Below are 20,124 nucleotides of genomic sequence, written 5' to 3' on the forward strand. Positions count from 1 at the left end.
GCGCGGGATGGCGGAAGGGCGTTGGGGAGTGGTGACCGTTCACCGGCGCCTCTGTGACGGGTCCAGGACATCACGACAGGCAGTCGGGGTGCACGCGGCCACCGGCCCGCCGGACGCGCCGCGCGATCGGCCACCGCCGGGGCGCCTGACCGGGAACCGCCACCACCCGCCGTACGATCACCGGGACGGCAGGCGGGGACAGCGAGTCGGGAGAGGGACCATGGAGGCGCACCAGGACACCGCACCCGGCACCGTCCCCTTCCGGTCGGCAACCGGCCGGTGGGTGCTCGTGGCGACCGTCCTGGGCTCGGCCATGGGCTTCCTCGACGCCACCGTCGTCAACGTGGCGCTGCCCGTGATCGGGCGGGACCTCGGTGCCGGTGTGTCGGATCTCCAGTGGGTACTCGACAGTTATCTGCTCACGCTCGCCGCGCTCATCCTGCTCGGGGGGTCCCTCGCGGACCGCTACGGGCGCAGGCGCGTCTTCACCCTCGGCGTGGTCTGCTTCGTCGTCCCCTCCGTGCTGTGCGCGGTGGCGTCCACCGCCGGGGTCCTCATCGTCGCCAGGGCGCTGCAGGGTGTCGGCGCGGCACTGCTCACGCCCGGCAGCCTGGCCATCATCCAGTCGACCTACCGCACCGCCGACCGCCCCGTGGCAATCGGCGCCTGGTCCGCGCTCACCGGGGTTGCCTCGGCGCTCGGGCCGATCGTCGGGGGCTATCTGATCGACGCCTTCTCCTGGCGGTGGATCTTCCTGATCAACGTGCCGATCGGGCTGTTCGTCCTGGCGGCCACCGTCCACCGGGTCCCCGAGAGCCGCGATCCCGGTGCGACCGGACGGCTGGACCTGCGCGGCGCCGCGCTGGCCACGGTCGGGCTGGCCGGGGTCACCTATGCGCTGATCGAGGGACCGCGCGGCCAGGCGGCCGGCTGGCTGACGGCGACCGCCCTCGTCCTCGGCGTCGCCGCGCTCGGCGGCTTCGCCAGGACCGAACGCCGCGCGCCGAGCCCGATGCTCCCTCCGGGGGTCTTCACCGCACGCCAGTTCCTCAGCGCGAACGCCGTGACGTTCGTGGTGTACGCGGCGCTGGGCGGGGTCTTCTTCCTCCTCGTCGTGTTCCTGCAGACCTCGCTGGGCTACACCCCGCTGTACGCCGGAGCGGCCTCCCTCCCGGTGACGCTGCTGATGCTGGCGCTCTCCTCGCGGGCCGGAGCGCTGGCCCAGCGCATCGGCCCGCGGGTGCCGCTGACCGTGGGCCCGCTGCTGCTGGCCGCGGGAATGCTGCTGATGCTGCGCATCCCGGTGGGCGAGGGCGGGGTGGGCAGCTATGCGGCCTACGTGCTGCCGGCCGTGCTGGTCTTCGGCTTCGGACTGGCCACCACGGTCGCGCCGGTCACCGCGACGGCGCTGGCCGCGGCCCCTTCCGAGCAATCCGGGGTGGCCTCGGGCGTGAACAACGCCGTCTCCCGGGTCGCCCAGCTCACGGCCGTCGCCGCCCTTCCCGTCGTCGCCGGTATCGGCGGCAGCGACTTCCAGGACCCGCGCGCCTTCGCGGACGGCTTCCGCACGGCCATGCTGATCACCGCGGCGCTCGCGGCTGCCGGAGGACTCCTGGCCTTCCTCACGATCCGCAGCGACGTGCTGGCGCCCCCGGCGGCGCCTGAGGCTGCCGCCGGGGAGCCGCACCCCGCACCTGCGGCGGAGCCCTGCCCGTACGAGTGCCCGCTGGCGGGCACGCCGCTCCGGCCGGCCCCCTCCCCGTCCCCGTCTTCGACAGAGCGGAGCGGCCCCCCTCCCGGACCGGGGCCGTCGGGCTCGGCACCGTCCTAGGCCAGGGCCGGCCGACGCCACCGCGGCGTCCGTCTCGTCGGCTCCCGCAGCCGACTCCACCGGGGACTGCCCGGCCGTCGGGACAAGCCTGGGCGGCCTCGTGAACCGCCGTCGGCTCACCGCGACTTCTCCGCCCCGGGGTCTGCACGCAGGCGGGCGCCGGCGATCCCGTACCCGGCCACGGACAGATGGCCGCTCGCGACGAGCGCGACCCCTACAGCCGGGGGCCACTCCGCTGCTCACCAACCGGGTACACCCTCGCGACGAGACCCTGTCGACCAACCCGGCGCGGCGCGCACTCGCCCGGGCGCTGGCCCGGGCGCTGGCCCGGGCGATTCCGGTACGGGCACCGGGCGGCGGCCCCTCGTGGTTCGCCGGGCCGCCGGACGGCCTGCGGCCCGGCGGCCGCGGGCGACCGACGCCACGCGCGTGCTGTTCGACGGCGACTGCCCCGGCACCCGGCCGGTCGCGCACGGGTGGCGGCCGCTGCCGCCGCCCTGGCCGCCGGCGTCCGCCTCCGGACTCGCCCCGGGCGGCGCGGCCCCCGGCTGCCCCCGCGGGACGCTGCCGGGGACCACGCACCGTCCCCGGCACGGCCCCGCGCCGTCACGGCTGCAGACGGACCGCGCTCCAGCCGTCCGCAGTACGGTCGTAGCGCAGCCTCTCGTGCAGCCGCTGGGTGCCGTTGGCCCAGAACTCGACGGATTCGCAAGCGATTTCGAAGCCGACGTAGGCGGCGGGGCGCGGTTGGGGGCCCTGGCTGCCGACCGTCTCGGCACGGGCCCGCAGCCGCGCCACGTCCGTCGGATCACCGAGCGGCTCGCTCTGCCGGGAGGAGACGGTCATGGCGTGGGTGAACACGGGGCGGGCGGCCCACAGGGCGTCGCACTCGGGATCGGGGAGCCTGCGGACGGGGCCCGCCAGGCTGATCTGCTGTCCGGTCTCACGCCAGTACAGCAGGCCGGAGGCCCAGGGGTTGGCCCGGAGTTCGCGGCCCTTGCGGCTGCCCTCGTGGGTGGCGACGACGACACCGGTGGCGGTCACCCGGTTCAGGACGACGGTCCGCAGCGAGGAGCGGCCCCGGGCGTCGGCGGTGGCCAGCGCCAGGGCCCGCGGTTCGCGTACGCCGTGCGCCTCCGCGGACTCCAGCCAGCCGCGCAGAAGCCCCAGCGGCTCGGCGGGCGGCGAGAGGTACTCGGGAAAGGTGACGTCGATTCCCGCGGTCAGGGTCTCCGACCGGCCGGTGTCCATGCGGTTCCTCTTCCGTGTCCGCCGCGCGGTCGTCGCGCGGATGTCGTCGGGGCGGGCTGTCTCCGCGCCGCGGTCATACATGGAGGCTGCCCTCCGCCACCAGCACCCCGGCGCCGCCCACTTCCACCGACTCGGGGGAGCCGGCGGACTCCGCCGGCTCCTCGGCCCGGGCCAGCATCAGCGAGGGGCGGCCCATTTCGACGCCCTGGGTGATCCGGATCCGCCGGCCGTACGGGGCCATGCCGTGCCGGGCCAGATGGACGGCCAACGGGCCGGCGGCGGACCCGGTGGCGGCGTCCTCGGTGACGCCGTAGGCGGGCGAGAACATCCGGGTGCGCCAGGAACTCGCGCCCTCCTCGTCCGGCGCCGGAGTCCTCTTCTCCGTGTCCGGCGCGGGGGCGAAGCAGTTGGCGGCCAGGTCCTCGAAACCGGCCAGGGCGCGGTGGTCGGGGTGGAGGGCGGACAGCGCGGCGACGCTCTCCAGACCGACGAAGACGTGCCGGGGGCCGTTGTGGTAGATCTCCACGGGCAGTGTGGACTTCTCCACGCCGAGTGCGGCCAGCAGCTCTCCGGCACGCTCGAAGGGGCGCCAGGTCGGGACCGGTTGCCGCATCCGGGCGGCGACCACCCTGCCCTGCTCCCTTGTGAGGTCGAACGGGACGACCCCCATGGCCGTCTCCAGCCGCAGCCGGTCCCCGGGACCGCGGGCGCCCAGGGCGATGGCTGTGCCCAGCAGCGGGTGTCCGGCGAAAGGCAGCTCGTTGACCGGGGTGAAGATCCGGATCCGGGCGTCGCCGCCGTGCCGGGGCCGGAGCACGAAGGTGGTCTCCGACAGGTTCATCTCCCGCGCGATGCGCTGCATCGTGCGGGGGGAGAGATCGTCGCTGCCGAAGAACACGGCCACGGGGTTGCCGAGCAGCGGCCGGTGGGCGAACGCGTCCACGACGACGTACGTGTGCATCGGGGCCTCCGAGTGGTGGGCGAAGAGGAGTGGCGCGGGCCGTGTCGCCCGGGCTCCGGGCCGGAAGCCGAGGTGATGGCCCCGGCCGGAAGCCGAGTGCCGGATCCCGGCCGGACCGTGGTGCCGGATCACCGCCCGAGTGCGGCCTGCAGGGCGCGGCCCACGATGCGCGGACCGTTCCGGGTGAGCACCGACTCGGCGTGGAACTGCATCGACGCGAACCGCGGCCCGCGCAGCGCGTGGATCTCCTGCGTCCCGGGATCCCGCGCCGCCTCCACCACGCCCACACCGTCGACATCCGTCTTGTCGTGCCGGGCGTGGGCGGCGAACGTGTTGTAGAAGCCGACCCGCTCTCGGACCCCGAACAGGTCGATCTCCCGCTGCACCCCCTGGTCGGGAGCGTCCCGGCGGAAGAGCGGGAATCCGAGCCGGCGGCAGAGGGCCTGGTGGCTGAGGCAGACGGCGACGAACGGACGCTGCCGCTCGAGCAGGAAGTCGATCGCCGCATGCAGACGGGCCATCCTGGGGCACGCCAGATCCCGGGGGTCGCCGGGGCCCGGTCCCATCACCACCAGGTCGCAGGCGTCGAACGCGATCTCCTCGTCGTAGCGGCGCACCCTCACCCGCAGGCCGAGAGCGCGCAGCTGAAGGGCGATCATCGCCGTGAAGGTGTCCTCCATGTCGACGACCAGGACGCTCCGGCCGGCCAGCTCGGCAGCACCCTCGAAGCCGTGGGCGTCGGCGAGACCCGCGGCTCCGGGGGCTGCGGGGAGACCGGGGACGCCCGCGGAGCGACGGACGCCGTCCGGTCCAGACGGGTGCGGCCCGCGCACCGGTGTCGGGCCGGCTGCCGCCGCGTCCAGCCAGAAGGCCGCGAGCGGCTCGTTGCGCCGGGCCAGCGCACCGCGCACGCTCGGATGGGCGGCGAAGGAGCCGGAAGAACCAGGCTCCAGGGCCGCGAGGAGGCCCGCCGCCTTGGCACGGGTCTCGGCCGCCTCGGACGCCGGATCCGAGTGGCGGACGAGTGTGGCACCGACGCCGATGCGGACCTCCCCGGTGGCGTCGATGTCGGCCGTCCGGATGAGGATCGCGGAGTCCAGCGTCCTGCCGCCGCGCGCGTCCCGGCCGATCAGGGCCGCGACGCCGCCGTAGTAGCCGCGGCCCTGCCGCTCGTACTGGGAGATGACCCGGGCCGCGCTCTCCAGGGGACTCCCGGTCACGGTCGGCGCGAACAGCGTCTCGCGCAGGATCTCGCGCACGCCCCGCGCCGTGTGCCCCTCGATGAAGTACTCGGTGTGGGCCAGCCGGGCCATCTCCTTCAGGTACGGTCCGGCGAGGCGACCGCCCTCTTCGCAGACCCGCGCCATCATCTTCAGCTCTTCGTCGACGACCATGTACAGCTCCTCGGCCTCCTTGCGGTCGGCGAGGAAGTCCAGGACCCCGGTGAGTTCCGGGCCGCCGGCCGGATAACGGTAGGTGCCGCTGATCGGGTTCATCACCGCTGTGCCGTCGCGCAGGCTGATGTGCCGCTCCGGACTCGACCCCACCAGCGTGCGCTCCCCGGTGTGCACCAGGAAGGTCCAGTAGGCCCCCGACTCGCTCTCCAGGAGCCGGCGGAAGAAGGCCAGGGCGAGCTCGCCGGAGTAGTCGGTGAGGTCGGCGACGAAGTCGCGCCTGACGACGAAGTTGGCCCCTTCTCCGCGCCCGATCACCTCGGTGACGATGCGGCGCACGGTGTCCGCGTACTCGGCGTCTCCGGGGACGAAGTGCTGGTTGACCAGTGTGGTCGCCGTGCGCGGCAGTCGGGGCAGCGCCTCGGCGAGGGGAAGCGATTCCTGGCCGGTGACCGTCAGCGCGACGAGCGGAGTGGCGTCGTCGACGCAGGCGTAGCCGCGTTCGGTGAGCTGGCGGTAGGGGATGAGTACGAGCGTCTCGTGGCGGTGTCCTCCGCTCCCGGGTGCCGTGGCGGCCGCGGTGTCGCCGGACCGCCCGGCGCTGGGGCTCTCTTGGTCCGGGGGTTCGGCAAGCGGGATCTGCGCCAGCGTCGGGTGCGTGGAGACCGGCCCGGCGAGGACCTCAAGGCGGTCGGCGCCGGTGCCGGGCACACGGTGCGGCCGGTGGAGGAGAGCGAACGGCGCGGACGGGTCGTCGAGCACCCGCTCGAGCAGCCGGCCGCTCATGGCGCGACCTCCGCGAGCAGCCGGTCGGCGGAGACGACCATGGCGCAGCGCTCCGCCGCGTAGGTGAGGGCCATCCGGTGCCGGTCCTGCGAGAAGTCGGCGACGGCGTCGCCGACCAGGAACGTCCGGATGTCGTTCGCGTACGCCTCCAGTGCCGTCGCCAGCACACCCACGTGCGCGTACACGCCGCACAGGATGAGCTGGTCGCGACCGGCCTCGCGCATCCGCCGCAGCAGGGGCGAGCGGAAGAACGCGCTGTAGCGCCATTTGGTGAGCAGCCAGTCGCCCTCGGTGGGGGCCAGTTCCTCGGCCACCTGGCGCTCGTCGGCCGAAGCGGGCATCCCGGGGCCCCAGAAGTCCCTCAGCAGGCCGCGGTCCCTGGCGCTCATCGCGCCGGGCTGGACGGAGTAGGCGACGGGCACGCCGCGGGCGGCGCAGCGTGCGCGCAACCGTCCGGCGTTGCCGAGGAGTTCCGCGCGCACGGCGCCGGGGAACGGCGCCAGGAAGTACCGCTGCATGTCGTGCACGAGCAGCACTGCCCGGTCCGGGTCCACGCTCCAGTCGACCGTGTTGGCCGGCAGCTCGTGGGAGGAGGGAAGCGGGTAGGACGCGATGGGCGGGATGCCTGGCATGGGCGCGGTGCCTTTCTGTCGTGCGGTGGAACTCCCCGGGGCTGCCGGGCCGGGGCGCCGGGCGGCGTTGCCCGCGGTGGACCGGTGGCGCTCAAGCGGCCTGTGGGGGCGGGCGGACGTGCAGGATCACGTCGGCGTGGGTGGGGTATGGGCAGAAGCCCCGAGGGACTCTTGGCGAGTTCACGGGGGGCTCCCGAGCGGGCGGGACGGTCAGGTGGGGATGCCGTCCCGCCGGACCGTCGGCACCGGGATGCCGAGCGCGCGCAGTTGCTCGAACGGGTTCATGAACTCCCGGTTCTGCAGGATCTTCCCCTGGTCGTCGAAGCGGAAGGAGTGGAGGAAGTGGTTCTCGTAGTACCCCTCCGGATAGCCCGGGAAGTTGATCTTCCCGTGCCCGTCGCACTCGACCCAGAAGAAGCGCGGGTCCTGCGTCTCGAAGACCTGGATGTTGTACCACTCCCAGTCCGGGAAGCACTTCAGCGACCAGACGGCGTGCTCGGCCAGGCGGGCGCGTCCCGTGATCTCGATGGGGGCGCCGGTGTCGTTGGTCCACAGCCCCCCGCTGCCGTCCTCGGCGAACAGTTCGTGGCGGCGCAGCCGGTTCTGGCCCTTGGTGTACTCCAGATACGTCTCGACTGTGGCGCGGTTGGCGCGGCGCTGCTCGGCCGCGTCGGCGAAGCCCTGTGCCGCAGTACGGGCGGATGCGTCGGCCATGGAATGCCTCCTTGCGGAACCCGTGGGAGTGAAGCGGTTACGGAGTGGCCGATCGTCCGCGAACGGACTCGTCCGATGCTTGACGTAAGCATGACGAGCAGTCGACGACGAGCGGGGCCCGATCCGCCGCGGTGCCCCTCATGTGCCCCTCGACCACCGCACGACCCACCCTCCGCACACTGGCCCGAACCGTGCGAGGACCGACCGCACCACGTCGAGAGGCCGCACCTCACACGTCACACCACACACGCCGCACCACGGCCGAGCAGCGCTCGGCCTACGGCCACTCCGCCCGCAGCGGTCGCGGCATTCCCGGAAGGACGAACCGTCGAGACGGCATCGCGCGAGCACGAGCAGACATGCGACCCGCGCGACGAGAGGGGATCCAGCTGATGACCAGTGCCGCCCGTCCGGACGCCCAGCACACCCCGGCGGCTTCAGCGGACCCGGCCGGCCAGTTGCTGGAGCTGTCCTTCGGCTACCTCTACTCGGCCGCCCTCCACACGGCGGCCCGCCTGGGAATCGCCGACCACCTGGCCGACGGCCCGCGCACCGCGGAGCAGCTCGCCCAGTCGGCGCAGGCGCACGGCCCGCACCTGCGGCGGCTGTTGCGCTTCCTCGCGACGAAGGGCGTCTTCCGCCAGGACGGGGCCGGCCGCTTCCACCTCACCCCGCTCGCCGAACCGTTGCGCACCGGGATCGACGGGTCGCTGCGCGACTACGTCATGATGCGCGGAGAGGACATCTTCTGGCTCCCGGCGGCCCGGCTGCCGGACGCGGTACGTACCGGTGGCACCGCGTTCGAGCAGGTCTACGGCGTCCCCTTCTACGACCATCTCGCCGCGCACCCCGAGGTGGGGGCGGCCTTCCACGCCAGCATGGCGGCGTTCTCGCAGACGCTGAGCGACGATGTCGCCGACGCCTGCGACTTCTCCTCCGTGCGCAGCGTGGTCGATGTGGGCGGCGGGCGCGGCGGGCTGCTGAAGGCGATCCTGCTGCGCAACCCCACCGTGACGGGCGTCCTGTTCGACCGGGAGCCGGTGGTCGCCTCGCACGTGCTCGACGTCCCGGAACTGGCCGGACGGTGGCAGGCGGAGGCCGGCGACTTCTTCTCCTCGGTCCCGGCCGGCGCGGATGTCTATCTGCTGAAGCATGTGCTGGCCAGCTGGCCGGACGAGGAGTGCGTGCGGATCCTGCGCGCATGCGGCCGCGCGGCTCCGGCCGGCGGCCGGCTGCTGGTCGTCAACGGTCTGATCCCGGAAGGGAACGAGCCGCATCCCGGCAAGACCCACGACATGCTGATGATGACCGTACTCAACGGAAAAGGGCGCACGCGCCGGGAGTACGAGGACCTTCTGGCGCGGGCAGGACTGACCGTGCGCCGGGTGGACACCCTCTCCGCGCACGCGTCGGTCATCGAGGCCGTAGCCGACGGCTGTTGACCGGGCCGTCGCCGACGGCACCGGAAATCGGCAGCCGGCAGCCGGCAGCCGGAAAGGACGTCATGACCGAGACGATGGACGCGGTGGGACGCACAGCGCTGCTGACCGCCGCCATGCGTGCGCTGGAGAGCCAACGCCCGGACCGGCTCTACACGGACCCGTACGCGCAGGATCTGTGCGGCGACGAGGGGCCGAAACTGCTGGACGAGGTGTGGGGCGCGACCTTCCCCCCGCACCGGCGGCGCGCGATGCCCGACAGCCTCGATGTCAACGCCATCCGCACCCGCTTCTTCGACGACCTCCTGCAACGCGTCTCCCGGGGCCGTCACTCCCAGATCGTGTCCGCCGCGTCCGGGGTCGACTCCCGTCCCTTCCGGCTGGAGTGGGCACAGGAGGTGCGCTACTTCGAGATCGACCGCCCGTCGGTGCTGGACTACAAGCAGCGCCGGCTCGCCGGAGCGCGCCCCCGGGCGGCGCATCGGATGATCGCCGCCGATCTGACCGCTCCCGGCTGGGAGCGCCGTCTGGAAGAGGCCGGTTACGACGCGACGGCGCCTTCCGTGTGGCTCCTGGAGGGCGTGCTTCCCTACCTGCACGAGGACGAGGTGCATCGGTTGCTGCAACGCATCCGCACCGTCACCGCCACCGGCAGTCTGGTCGCGGGGGATCTGGTCAACGCCGAGGCGCTGACCTCGGCCCACGCGCGCGGTCAGCTGGATGTCTTCGCACGGTGGGGCTGCCCCTGGCGGTTCGGCACCGACGATCCGGAAGCCCTCTTCGAGAGGCACCGCTTCACCGCCGAGGTCGTCCAGCCCGGGGACGAGGGCGCCCACTACGGCCGCTGGCAGGACCCGGTCTCCCCGCGGGGTGTCCCCGGCGTCCGCAGGATCTTCCTCGTGTGCGCCGAGCGGCGCTGAGCCCGCGGTTCCCCGGTGCGACAGCGGGGGCACCGCGCCGAGGCGCGGCTCTCCCGCGCCTCGGCCCCACCCGGAACGGGCGGGTGCCCCCGGACAGCCGGGCCCTCCGCGCCGTCCCCGGCCCGGAGGGCGGCCCCGGACCGGAGGGCGGCCCCGGACCGGCGGCAGGCGCGGACGCCCGCCGCAGCCGTCACCCGAAGGGCGTCAGCGTGAGCGTCAGCTCGGTCGCGGCACCGTCCTCGATGTAGGAGGCGAAACCGCCCACGTCGTCGAAGGCGAAGCCGTACGCCTTGCCGTCCTCCGTGGCTGCGTGCATGGCCTTGGCGTAGTGGTGCGTGAGGTCGCCCTGATAGAAGGCGGCGGGGTCGGTGGTGGGCTGGTGGGCGGCGGAGAGCAGGGTGGTGCGGTTGAAGGCGGCGCCGAGGATGGCGGCGACGGGCCCGGTGGTGCCGTCGTTGGGTGCGGCGAGCGCACCGTCGCAGAAGAGGACGTCCTTGGTGGAGGGCTTGCCGAAGGACACCTCGGCCGGGCCGGAGAAGGACAGCCGGTCGCCGGCGACCCGGCCGGTGAACATTCCGGCGTTGGTGGTGACCTTCAGGTCCTTGCTCTGGTAGGCGGCCCAGACCTGGTCGATGTACGGCGCGAAGTAGTCCTCCGCGAAGCGGCCGGCGCCCAGGCCGTGGCCCGGGGCTATGACGCGCTTGTCGTCGATGACGAGTTGCGAGAACGCCTCCACGGAACGCACCGAGTCGAAGATCCGGTCGCGGGCGCCGGGCTTGAGCGTGCCGGTGGTCTGCTGCTTGGCGCCCTTGAGCCCGATGGCCAGCGGCACACTGAACATGTCGACCATGGTGGTGTTGCAGTACATCGCGCCGCCCTTGTACGTGAACTCCGCACAGTCGTGCACGACCGGGTAGTTGGGGTCGGACTCGACCCAGGCGGCGGGGTACGCGAGGGCAGCGCCGGTGTCGGCCTCGACGGCCTTGAACTTGAGCTTCTCGCCGCAGGCGACATAGATGCGGCCGGACATCTCGGGCAGCGAGACCGTGGTCTCGGTGCCGGTGAGGGGGATGGCGTAGTCGGTGTAGCCGTCCGGGCCGTTGTCGGACAGCTGCACCGGCTTGAGTTCGCCTTCGGGAGTGACGTGGCACTGGTTCGTGCCGTCGTTGCCCACGATGTAGAGGTGGATCGACCCGTTGTCGTAGGCGCCGCTGTTGTTGACGATCTTCAACGACAGTCCGGCGGCGGCGGTCGGCCGGAAGAGGCTGCCGGCGGTCGCCTGCTGTGCGACGAGCCCGGCGGCGGGGACGGTGACGGCGGCGGCTGCGGCGCCGCGGAACAGCGCGCGGCGGCTGACGGGACTCATCGGACAGAACCTCCGTTGACGGCTGCGGTGGGGGGAACAGCGGGGCCGACATCGTTGTCGGCCAGCGGTGCGGCGCCGTGCGCGGCACTCGTGGACGCGGCCGGGGCCCCGGCGGGAGAGGGGCTTCGCCGACGGCTGCTTTGTGCGGAGCGGTTCCGCACAGGCGTGATCGACGGACTCATGATGCGCTCCTTCAGTGTGGGGGGTGGGTGAGCGCTCTCACGTCACGGCAGAGAACGGTGCCGAAGGTATGGACCTTCGTCAAGGGTTCGCGGAAACCGGTCGCTCCCCAGACGTGCGGCGACCACCACCCGGCGTGCCGAGGGGATGTGACGTCCTCACAGGTCACCACGGGAGGAGCGGGAGCCCGGTTCACCGCGGGGCCGGCCTGGAGCGCTATTTTGCCTGTGAGGCAAAACTTTTGCCTCACAGGCGAAGGGTGTCTTTAATCGGAGCATGAGTCCGAACCCTCCCCATGATGGGGCACCCGGGCCGGAGGCGGGAGAAGCGCCCGCGTTCGCACCCCGCATGCGCCTGCTGAGACGGCGCAGCGGGCTGAGCCTGGAGGCGTCGGCGCGCAGGGCGGGCCTCTCCCCCGCGCACCTCTCCCGGCTGGAGACCGGAAAGCGGCAACCCTCGCTGCCGCTTCTGCTCACCCTCGCCCGCGTCTACGGCACGACCGTCGGTGAGCTGCTGGGCGAGACGACCACGGCCGCCGAAGCGATCGTCCGGAGCGACGAGACACCGACCGTCGACGCCGGGGGATGGCACTACCGGCAGGCGGGACAGGCCGGACGGGCGATGCAGGCCCTCCAGGTCCACGTGCCGCGCGGACCGCAGCGGGACCTCGTCCGCGTCCATCCGGGCGAGGAGTGGATCCATGTGCGCCGCGGCGCGCTGCGGCTGACGCTCGGCCAGGTCACCGAGACGCTGACGGCGGGGGACTCGGCGCACTTCGACTCGCTCACTCCGCACCGCCTGGAGGCCGTCTCGGCCGACGGCGCGGACCTGCTCTTCGTCCACACTCTCCTGCAGTCCCCGACCGCCGAGCTGTGTGTGACCGGTCCCGCCGGTCCCGCCGCGCCCGGCGGCACCCCTCGGCACTGAGCCGCGGACCGTCCGGTCCCGCCGCCGGGTGGGCGCCCGGCACACCAGCCGCCCCGTACCACCGCAGCACACCGCAGCACCCTCCCCGTTCCCGCGTGCGCACAGAAGGGCCCGCCATGACCTCCTCCCAGCAGGCACCGGAACCGCAGTCCCCCGCGTCCGCGCCGGCCTCCCGGCAGTCGCCTCCCCGGCGCGAGCGCCGCTACGAACCGGGCGAGGAGCGCGGCGACGGCCGCTTCCCGCGCGGTCTGGCGCTGCGGCTGTTCGTGTACGTGGTGGCCGGTCATCTGCTGGCGGGGTTCCTGTTCCTCCTCTTCGAGCTGGGCGGCAGCAAGTAGCCGCCCAGCGCCCGCGCGGCGTCACACCAGCGGCACCTCCGACGGCGCGCCGTCCAGCGACAGCTCGGCCCAGATGGTCTTCCCCTCTGCGGTGTAGCGGGTCCCCCAGTGCTGGGCGAGCTGCGCGATCAGGAACAGCCCCCGGCCGCCCTCGTCCACGGTGGTGGCGCGCCGAAGGTGCGGTGCGGTACTGCTGCTGTCCGAGACCTCGCAGGTCAGATAGCGGTCGCAGAGGAGCCGCACCGTGACGGGGGGCGCGCCGTAGCGGATGGCGTTGGTGATCAGCTCGCTGAGGATGAGCTCCGCGGTGAAGGCCGTCTCCTCCAGGCCCCACTCGACCAGCCGGGCCGCGCAGGCGGCCCGCACCGGGGCGACGGCCTCCGGGTCGCTGGGTACCTCCCACCGGGCGATCCGGGAGGACGGCAGCAGCCGGGTCTCGGCGACGAGCAGCGCGATGTCGTCGCGGTCCTCGCTGGTCCGGTCGGGCAGCATGGCCTCCAGCACGGCACCGCACGTCTCCTCGGGCCCCTGTCCGGGGCCCGCGAGCGCGGCGCGCAACATCTCCAGCCGCTCGTCGAGATCGCGGCTGCGGACCTGGACCAGCCCGTTGGTGTACAGCGCCAGCCGGCTGCCTTCGGGCAACGTCAGGGTGCGGGTCTCGAACGGCGAGGTGCCCAGTCCGAGCGGCAGGTTCTCGGGGGCTTCCAGGACGGCGGTGGTGCCATCCGGGTAGGCCAGCGCGGGTGGTGGATGGCCCGCCCCGGAGAACTGGCAGCGGCCGGAGGCGGGGTCGTAGATGGCGTACAGCACGGTCGCTCCGGTGACCGCCGCGGTGTCCGGGCTGAGCGTGGGGTCCTGGTCGATGCGCGTGACCAACTCGTCCAGATGGGCGAGCAGTTCCTCCGGGGGAAGATCCAGGGAGGAGAAGTTGTGCACCGCGGTGCGCAGCCGCCCCATGGTGGCGGCCGCGTGCAGCCCGTGGCCCACCACGTCCCCCACCACCAGCGCCACCCGGGCACCGGGCAGCGGAATGACGTCGAACCAGTCCCCACCCACCCCAGCCCGCGCCGGCAGATAGCGGTAGGCGGCGGAGACGGCGTTCTGTTCGGGCAGTCCGCCGGGCAGCAGGCTGCGCTGGAGTGTGACGGCGAGACCGTGCTCGCGTGCGTAGCGCCGGGCGTTGTCGACGCAGACCGCGGTGCGCGTGACCAGTTCCTCGGCCGAGGCCAGGTCCTCGGCCTGGAACGCGCGCTGGTCCCGGCGCCAGAAACAGGCCCGGCCCAGCACGGTGCCGCGGGCCCGCAGCGGCACCATGATCAACGAGTGGAAGCCCTCGCGGAGCATGCGCTCGGCACGCTCGGGATCGGCGGCACGCCAGTCGGTCGCGGCGGCCAGATCCGGCTCCAGAACCGACTCGGCCAGGTCTCCGGCGGCTCCGGCGTCCCCGTCGCCCCCACCGCCCCCGGTGTCCTCCCCGTCCCCGTCACCCCCACCGCTTCCGTCGGCCCCCCGGGGGCCCGAGAGGGGCGGGCCCGAGGGGCTGCTGTCCACCGGTTGCAGCGGCGGGACGGCGCCGCCCTCGAAGCGCAGCGCGACCCGGCGGACGGCGGCGGCGGACGGACCGGGCAGCGGCTCCTGCCCGCCGATGACCGGTTCGAGCAGGTCGACCGTGGCCGCGTCCGCGAACCGGGGGACCGCGACCTCGGTCAGTTCCTCGGCGGTGCGCACCACATCGAGCGTGGTCCCGATCCGCAGGCCCGCGGTGTAGAGCAGCTCCAGGCGCTGCGCGGCGACCTGGGCCTGTCCGGCGACCTCGCGCAGTTCGGTGGTGTCCCGCAGGGTCGCCACGCTCCCGGCCGGGCCGCCGTCGGAACCGGTGGGGCGCTGGTTGACGGCGAGCATCCGGTCGCCGACCGCGTACACCTCGTCGCTGGCGGAGCGGCCGGAGGTCAGCAGCCCTGCGATGCCCGGTTCCAGCCGCAGGTCGTCGATGTGCTGCCCCTGCGCGTGGTCCGGCAGCCGCAGGAGCCGGTGCGCCTCGTCGTTGGCGAGCACCAGCCGGCCGGCGCCGTCCAGGACGAGCACACCCTCCCGTACGGCGTGCAGCACCGCGTCGTGGTGCTCGTACATGCGGGTCACCTCCGCCGGGCCCAGGCCGCGGGTCTGGCGGTTGAGCCGCCTGCTGACCAGACCGGCGCCCAGGGTCGCGAGGAGGAGGGCGCCCGCGGCGCCGGCTCCCACCCAGGGCAGCTCGCGGTCCAGCTTGGCCGAGACGGTTGCCAGGTCGACGCCCGCCGTGACCAGCCCGACCACCGTGCCGTCCCGGTCCTGCACGGGTGCGACCGCGCGGACCGAGTCCTGGGGGCGGCCTTCGAACTGCTCGGTGTAGGAGTGGCCGGCCAGCGCCCGACTGAAGTCGCCCGAGGCCCGTTTGCCGATCAGCTTCGGTAGGGGGTCGCTGAGCCGGACGCCCCCGCGGTCGAGGACCGCGACGAAGTCGATCCCGCACTCGCGGCCGGCCCGTACACTCACCGGCTGCAGCTTCCCGGTCGGACGGGACGAGCGCAGGGCCGCGGCGGTCGAGGGAGAGAGAGCCAGCGTGGCGGCGCACGTCCGGGAGCGCTCCCGGGCGCTGCGGACGTCCGCCAGGCGGGCCTGCCAGGCCAGGCCCGCGGCGGCGGCGAGCACCAGCAGCAGCACGATCGCCAGCTGCAGTACGAAAACCTGCCCGGCAACACTCCGCACCGCAATCCGGGAACCACGCTCCCCGCCGCCAGGACGCTTTTGAGTCATGCAGCATGGTCTACCGCCCTTTGCCCTGAATTGTGCGGACGCACAACCCGGCCGTGGGCACCGCAACACCTGCGAGGCATACCGGAGCGGCCAAGCGCACGGAACCGCCGAGGCGGGGAGCGGCACAGGGCACCGGGGATCCGCCGGAGGGCGCATCCGCCGGAAGAGGCGGCTCCGTCCGGCGGCGCTGGTCACCGTGCCGTGCCGCCGGGCCCCTGCTGCCTCCGGTGGGGCACGGCTGGGGCGGCATGCCGGGGCATGGCGGACGGGCGACACCACGGTCCCGAACCGGAGGACGCACCGCGGAGGTGCCGACCCGGCGACTTCGGCCGGGGCGGCCCCGATCCCGCGGGCCGCACCTCAGGGCGCGTGGGCCCCGGGCAGCGGAACGGAGCCGTTCGTCCGACTATGCGAACGGCATGTGCGTACGAAGATCAGAAAGGGCTATCCTGCGAAAGGTTCTGCGAGTTGACGCCACAACGACCAGGCCGCGGCCAGAGTCCTTGCCCCGCAACGGGGTTCCGCGTACGGCGGGTCGGCAGTCGTGCCGCCTGGTGCCACGCGTCGCTGGTCGGGATGTCGATCTTATGCTGTTGAGAGGGTGCTGATGGTCCGTCGCGAAGTGTCGTCCGGAAGTCGAAAGCCCGCTTCCAGAACGATGTGGTGGGTTCCCACCGTCCTCGTGGTCCTGGCCACCGTGCTCGGCGCGGCACTCGTCCCGCCCGCCTCCCGCGTCGCGGTCCTGGTGTGCGGCGCCGTGGCGACCGCAGTTCTCGCGGGCGTGACGGCGGAACTCGTCCGGCGCGGGGCCGAGTCGGAACGTTTCCGCGCCGAGGCCGCAGCACGCGAGGCGGATCTGCGCAGGTACCTGGAGGAGCAGGAGGCCGCCACCGTACGGCTGGCCGAGGAGGTGCTGCCGCGCGCCGTGGCGAGGCTGGAGGAGGGCGAGTTCTCCCAGGACGTACTGCGCTCCTACCCCGTCGACGGCGGACTCGGCCCCCGGTTCCGCGCGGCCCACGAGGCCCTGCTGCGCTCCGTCGTGGAAGCCGTGCAGTCCGAGGAGACGATGCGCGACTCTGCACAGCGCGGTGTCGTCAACGTCGCCCGCCGCGTCCAGGCCATCGTGCACCAGCAGGCGACCGACCTGCGCACCATGGAGGACCGGCACGGCAACGAGCCCAAGTTCTTCACCGACCTCCTCCGGCTCGACCACGGCACCGCGCTCATCGGCCGTCTCGCCGACAGCATCGCCGTACTCGGCGGGGCCCGGCCCGGCCGCCAGTGGAACCGGGCCGTCCCGCTGTACAGCGTGCTGCGCGGCGCGATGTCCCGGATCCTCGAGTACCAGCGGGTGGAGCTGCACTCCGTCGCGGAGGTGGCCGTCGTCGGCCCCGCCGTCGAACCGCTGATCCACGCGCTGGCCGAACTCCTCGACAACGCCACCCGCTACTCGCCCCCCAAGACCCGCGTCCATCTCACCGCCGTCGAGGTGCACATGGGCATCGCGGTCGAGATCGAGGACGGCGGGGTCGGACTGAGCGAGGAGGCCCGCGCCCGCGCCGAGCGCATGCTGAAGGAGGCTCGGGCCGGTATCGACCTGAACGACCTGGGTGAGTCGCCGCGGCTGGGGCTGGCCGTGGTCGGCCGGCTGGCGCAGGCCTGCGACTTCCAGGTCTCGCTGCCGCCCTCCGCCTACGGGGGCGTCCGCGCGGTGCTGACCGTGCCGCAGCGCCTCATCACCACCGCCCCGGCCGAGGGCCGCGCACACGGCATCGGCGCCGCCTCCGGACTCCGGCCGCTGTCCTCCGACGGACCGCGGTCGGAGCCGGGAGAACACCACGCTGCGGCCGACACGGTTCCGCGCCGGGAGGCGGCAGCCCCCGCCCCTGCCCCCGCCGGTACCGGAACCGCTCCCGCGGGGCATCCGGCGGCACCGGAGCCGGACGGCACCGCCGCCGCGGCGGGCCCGGGTGCCGGAGCCGCGGCCGACGGACAGCAGGACGAGGTGCCCGAGCGGACGCCGAGCGGCCTGCCGCAGCGCAGGCGCCGCCGGCCGCGCGGAGACGGACGACCAGCAGCACCCCCGCGCCCGGCGCGCCCGGGCCCCGCTGCCACCGCACACGAGGAACCCGCACCCGGCGTATGGATGGCCGAACTCCACAGCGGGCTGCACGGCGACAGACCGGCGCCGGACCCGGCTCGCGGCAACAGCGACACGTCAGACAAGGATGAGTAGCCGATGGATCACCGCGCGGACATGGACTGGATGCTTAAGGACCTTGCCGAGAGCGTCCCGCAGACCCGTCACATAGTGGTGCTGTCCTCGGACGGCCTGTGCATGGCCCGGTACGACACCGACGTCGACACCGCGGACCGGATCGCGGCGATCGGCTCGGGTCTGCAGAGCCTCTCCGGCGCGGTGGCCGCCGAGTTCCCGCAGAGCGACGGTCGGATGCGGATGGTGGTGATCGAGGTGAGCGGCGGCTTCATGTACCTGATGGCCGCCGGCTCCGGCGCACACCTCGCCGTACTCGCGGACGAGGGGGTGGACGCCGGGCTGGTCGGCCAGTGCATGCGCGATCTGGTGGCCCGCATCGGTGCTCATCTGACCAGCCCGCCACGGACCGACGGGCAGGTGCCGTGAGCGGAAACGGCCATGACTGGGAGGAGAGCGGCCCGGAGCGGCTGTATGTGATCACCGGGGGGCGGGAGGCGGACTCCGCGCGGTCCCGGCTCGACCTGGTGACGCTGATCGTCTCGCGGGAGGAGCCCGGGGTGGGGATGCAGCCGGAACTGGCCGCCATTCTGCGGATCTGCCGCTCACCGCTCTCCGTCGCCGAGATCTCCGCGTATCTGGCCCTGCCCTCCAGTGCGACCGGTGTGCTGCTCGACGACTTGCTGGCCGACGGGCGGGTCGAGGCACGCGAACCCGCCAGCTCTCTTCCCGACATCGCATTGATTGAGGCGGTAATCGATGGACTCCAAAAGCTCTGACACGGTCATGGAGCCACGGGAGGCCGACCGGCTCCCCTCCTCCGCTTCGTCCGCGGTAAAGATCGTCATCGTCGGCGGATTCGGCGTCGGCAAGACGACGCTGGTCCGCTCGGTCAGCGAGATCAGGCCGCTGACGACCGAGGAGACGATGACCCGGGCGAGCACCGGCATCGACGACCTCGCCGGGGTCGAACACAAGTCCGCGACGACCGTGGCGATGGACTTCGGCCGGATCAGCCTCAACGAGGAACTGGTGCTCTACCTCTTCGGCACGCCGGGGCAGCAGCGCTTCTGGTTCCTGTGGAACGGGCTGTTCGAAGGCGCGCTGGGTGCCGTGGTGCTGGTCGACACCCGGCGGCTGGAGGTCAGCTTCGACGTGATCGGAAGGCTGGAGGAGGCGGGGGTGCCGTTCGTCATCGCCGTCAACGCCTTCCCGGACGCGGCCAGTTACCAGACCGAGGAGCTGCGGTCCGCACTCGACCTGCCGACGAGTGTGCCGATCGTGGTCTGCGACGCCCGGCGCCGCGAATCCAGCCGGGATGTCCTCATCTCGCTGATGCACCACCTGCGCGACCACACCCTGACAGCGGAACCGGGCTGACGGCGCAGCCGAGTCCGCGGGCCCCGTCCCCGGTGAGCCCCGCGCCGGTCGTGCGCCGCCCCGCACCGACACCCGGCGCGGGGCGTCCGCGAGCGGATCAGGCCGAGCGGTCGTCGATCTCCCGCACGGCGGTGAGCCGGGCGAGCGGGGCCGTGCCCTCGGCCGCCTCCCGGAACGCCCTGAGCCCTTCGTAGAGCACGGTGCGCGCCGTGGGCGGCATCGCCTCCAGCGTCGCCGTCAGCGCTTCCTCGCGGCGGAGCCGCAGATCGCTGAGGTACGTGCGGCCCTGGTGGGTCAGATGCAGTTCCAGCTCCCGTCGGCTGATCTGACTGGGCAGCCGCTCCAGGAAGCCGAGCGCCTGGAGACGGTCGCACAGCCGGCTGACCGACGAGGGAGCCGATCCCAGCATCTCCCCCAACATGCGCAGATTCATCCCCTCCTCCCGGTCCAGGCAGTAGAGGACCCGCAGTTGGGAGGCGGAGACCGGGGAGGAGGAGACCGCGTCGCGGCCGTGCTCCCACAGGACTTCCAGCAGCTCGATGACCTCCCCCACCGTCCCGGCCGTCCCGGCGCGCGCCGACCTGCTGCGGCCACCGGGAGGCTCACCCGTCACTGCGCCGCTCCGCACCGGCGCAACCGGTCTGGGGCGGGGGTCGAAGCCACGTTTCACTCCACAAGTTCGGCACTCTTACCGCCCGGCTCCGCGAGGCTCGCTCGCCGCCGTCAAGGGCCGGTACGAGTTTATCCTTCCCCACCCGCCCCGGACAGACCCGCCTCACCCGCCCCGCGCGGTGCGGGCACGCCGGAACCCGCCACACGCGGCGCCGGAGCGGCACTCACAGCCGCCGCACAGGTCCAGCACAGGTGGATGACAGGGCCGTTCGCGAGGTTCGGACCCATGCTCGCCGAGACCCGACCGCTCGCGCCGCCGGACACGCGGCCCGGCTCGCCGCCGACGGGACGGTGGCCCTTCCGGCCCGCGGCCCGGCGCGGAGCC

Annotated in this window: 17 protein-coding genes; 9 read left to right on the plus strand and 8 right to left on the minus strand. The window is 73.2% G+C overall.

Features of this window, described 5'->3' with window-relative positions:
* Positions 1-220 precede the first annotated feature (220 nt).
* Entirely contained in the window at positions 221-1,831 is a 1,611-nt protein-coding gene (locus ACFYNS_RS01545) for a DHA2 family efflux MFS transporter permease subunit (RefSeq protein ID WP_388600020.1), read from the plus strand.
* A gap of 606 nt (positions 1,832-2,437) precedes the next feature.
* Here ACFYNS_RS01545 and phzG read toward each other — a convergent pair.
* From phzG to ACFYNS_RS01570, 5 genes are all read right to left on the minus strand, one after another.
* Positions 2,438-3,082, minus strand: a complete 645-nt coding sequence (phzG, locus tag ACFYNS_RS01550) for a phenazine biosynthesis FMN-dependent oxidase PhzG (protein WP_388600021.1) — start codon at positions 3,080-3,082, stop codon at positions 2,438-2,440.
* A 73-nt stretch (positions 3,083-3,155) separates the two neighbouring features.
* A complete protein-coding gene (locus tag ACFYNS_RS01555; protein WP_360298092.1) occupies positions 3,156-4,043 on the minus strand; it encodes a PhzF family phenazine biosynthesis protein in 888 nt (295 codons plus the stop codon).
* Positions 4,044-4,171: 128 nt separating this feature from the next.
* The gene (locus ACFYNS_RS01560) at positions 4,172-6,223 is read right to left on the minus strand and encodes an anthranilate synthase family protein (protein ID WP_388600024.1); all 2,052 of its coding nucleotides are present in this window, start codon (positions 6,221-6,223) and stop codon (positions 4,172-4,174) included.
* Entirely contained in the window at positions 6,220-6,855 is a 636-nt protein-coding gene (locus ACFYNS_RS01565; RefSeq protein WP_388600026.1) for an isochorismatase family protein, read from the minus strand. Before ACFYNS_RS01565 ends, ACFYNS_RS01560 begins: the two co-directional genes overlap by 4 nt.
* 210 nt (positions 6,856-7,065) lie before the next feature.
* The gene (locus ACFYNS_RS01570) at positions 7,066-7,569 is read right to left on the minus strand and encodes a PhzA/PhzB family protein (RefSeq protein ID WP_360298100.1); all 504 of its coding nucleotides are present in this window, start codon (positions 7,567-7,569) and stop codon (positions 7,066-7,068) included.
* A 392-nt stretch (positions 7,570-7,961) separates the two neighbouring features.
* On the opposite strand from ACFYNS_RS01570, the gene ACFYNS_RS01575 reads away from it, so the two are divergent.
* Positions 7,962-9,011 carry a methyltransferase gene (locus tag ACFYNS_RS01575; RefSeq protein ID WP_360298103.1) on the plus strand — a complete coding sequence of 350 codons (1,050 nt, stop codon included), beginning with the start codon at positions 7,962-7,964 and terminating at the stop codon, positions 9,009-9,011.
* A 62-nt stretch (positions 9,012-9,073) separates the two neighbouring features.
* The gene (locus ACFYNS_RS01580) at positions 9,074-9,928 is read left to right on the plus strand and encodes a class I SAM-dependent methyltransferase (RefSeq protein WP_388600029.1); all 855 of its coding nucleotides are present in this window, start codon (positions 9,074-9,076) and stop codon (positions 9,926-9,928) included.
* Positions 9,929-10,118: 190 nt separating this feature from the next.
* On the opposite strand, the gene ACFYNS_RS01585 is transcribed toward ACFYNS_RS01580, so the two are convergent.
* Positions 10,119-11,294 carry a beta-1,3-glucanase family protein gene (locus ACFYNS_RS01585; RefSeq protein ID WP_360303832.1) on the minus strand — a complete coding sequence of 392 codons (1,176 nt, stop codon included), beginning with the start codon at positions 11,292-11,294 and terminating at the stop codon, positions 10,119-10,121.
* A gap of 528 nt (positions 11,295-11,822) precedes the next feature.
* Here ACFYNS_RS01585 and ACFYNS_RS01590 point away from each other — a divergent pair.
* Together ACFYNS_RS01590 and ACFYNS_RS01595 are read left to right on the plus strand one after the other, a co-directional pair.
* Positions 11,823-12,401, plus strand: a complete 579-nt coding sequence (locus ACFYNS_RS01590; RefSeq protein ID WP_388600031.1) for a helix-turn-helix domain-containing protein — start codon at positions 11,823-11,825, stop codon at positions 12,399-12,401.
* A 116-nt stretch (positions 12,402-12,517) separates the two neighbouring features.
* A complete protein-coding gene (locus ACFYNS_RS01595; RefSeq protein WP_360303190.1) occupies positions 12,518-12,739 on the plus strand; it encodes a DUF6126 family protein in 222 nt (73 codons plus the stop codon).
* Between the two features lie 21 nt (positions 12,740-12,760).
* Here ACFYNS_RS01595 and ACFYNS_RS01600 read toward each other — a convergent pair whose 3' ends face one another.
* Positions 12,761-15,532: a SpoIIE family protein phosphatase gene (locus tag ACFYNS_RS01600; RefSeq protein WP_360303188.1), complete on the minus strand. Its 2,772-nt coding sequence runs from the start codon at positions 15,530-15,532 to the stop codon at positions 12,761-12,763.
* A gap of 607 nt (positions 15,533-16,139) precedes the next feature.
* Between ACFYNS_RS01600 and ACFYNS_RS01605 the strand changes: the two genes are divergently transcribed.
* From ACFYNS_RS01605 to ACFYNS_RS01620, 4 genes are read left to right on the plus strand one after another with little or no spacing between them, the layout of a single operon-like run.
* A complete protein-coding gene (locus tag ACFYNS_RS01605) occupies positions 16,140-17,768 on the plus strand; it encodes a sensor histidine kinase (protein ID WP_388600285.1) in 1,629 nt (542 codons plus the stop codon).
* A 3-nt stretch (positions 17,769-17,771) separates the two neighbouring features.
* Positions 17,772-18,176, plus strand: coding sequence for a roadblock/LC7 domain-containing protein (locus tag ACFYNS_RS01610; RefSeq protein WP_360299816.1), 405 nt, complete (start codon positions 17,772-17,774; stop codon positions 18,174-18,176).
* Positions 18,173-18,526, plus strand: coding sequence for a DUF742 domain-containing protein (locus ACFYNS_RS01615; protein ID WP_388600034.1), 354 nt, complete (start codon positions 18,173-18,175; stop codon positions 18,524-18,526). The genes ACFYNS_RS01610 and ACFYNS_RS01615 overlap by 4 nt, the downstream gene beginning before the upstream one ends.
* On the plus strand, positions 18,507-19,127 hold the full coding sequence (locus ACFYNS_RS01620; protein ID WP_388600037.1) for an ATP/GTP-binding protein: 621 nt from the start codon (positions 18,507-18,509) through the stop codon (positions 19,125-19,127). Before ACFYNS_RS01615 ends, ACFYNS_RS01620 begins: the two co-directional genes overlap by 20 nt.
* 97 nt (positions 19,128-19,224) lie before the next feature.
* On the opposite strand, the gene ACFYNS_RS01625 is transcribed toward ACFYNS_RS01620, so the two are convergent.
* Entirely contained in the window at positions 19,225-19,740 is a 516-nt protein-coding gene (locus ACFYNS_RS01625; protein ID WP_388600039.1) for a MarR family winged helix-turn-helix transcriptional regulator, read from the minus strand.
* Positions 19,741-20,124 lie beyond the last annotated feature (384 nt).

Source organism: Streptomyces sp. NPDC006925, assembly GCF_042869575.1.
Taxonomy (GTDB): Bacteria; Actinomycetota; Actinomycetes; order Streptomycetales; family Streptomycetaceae; genus Streptomyces.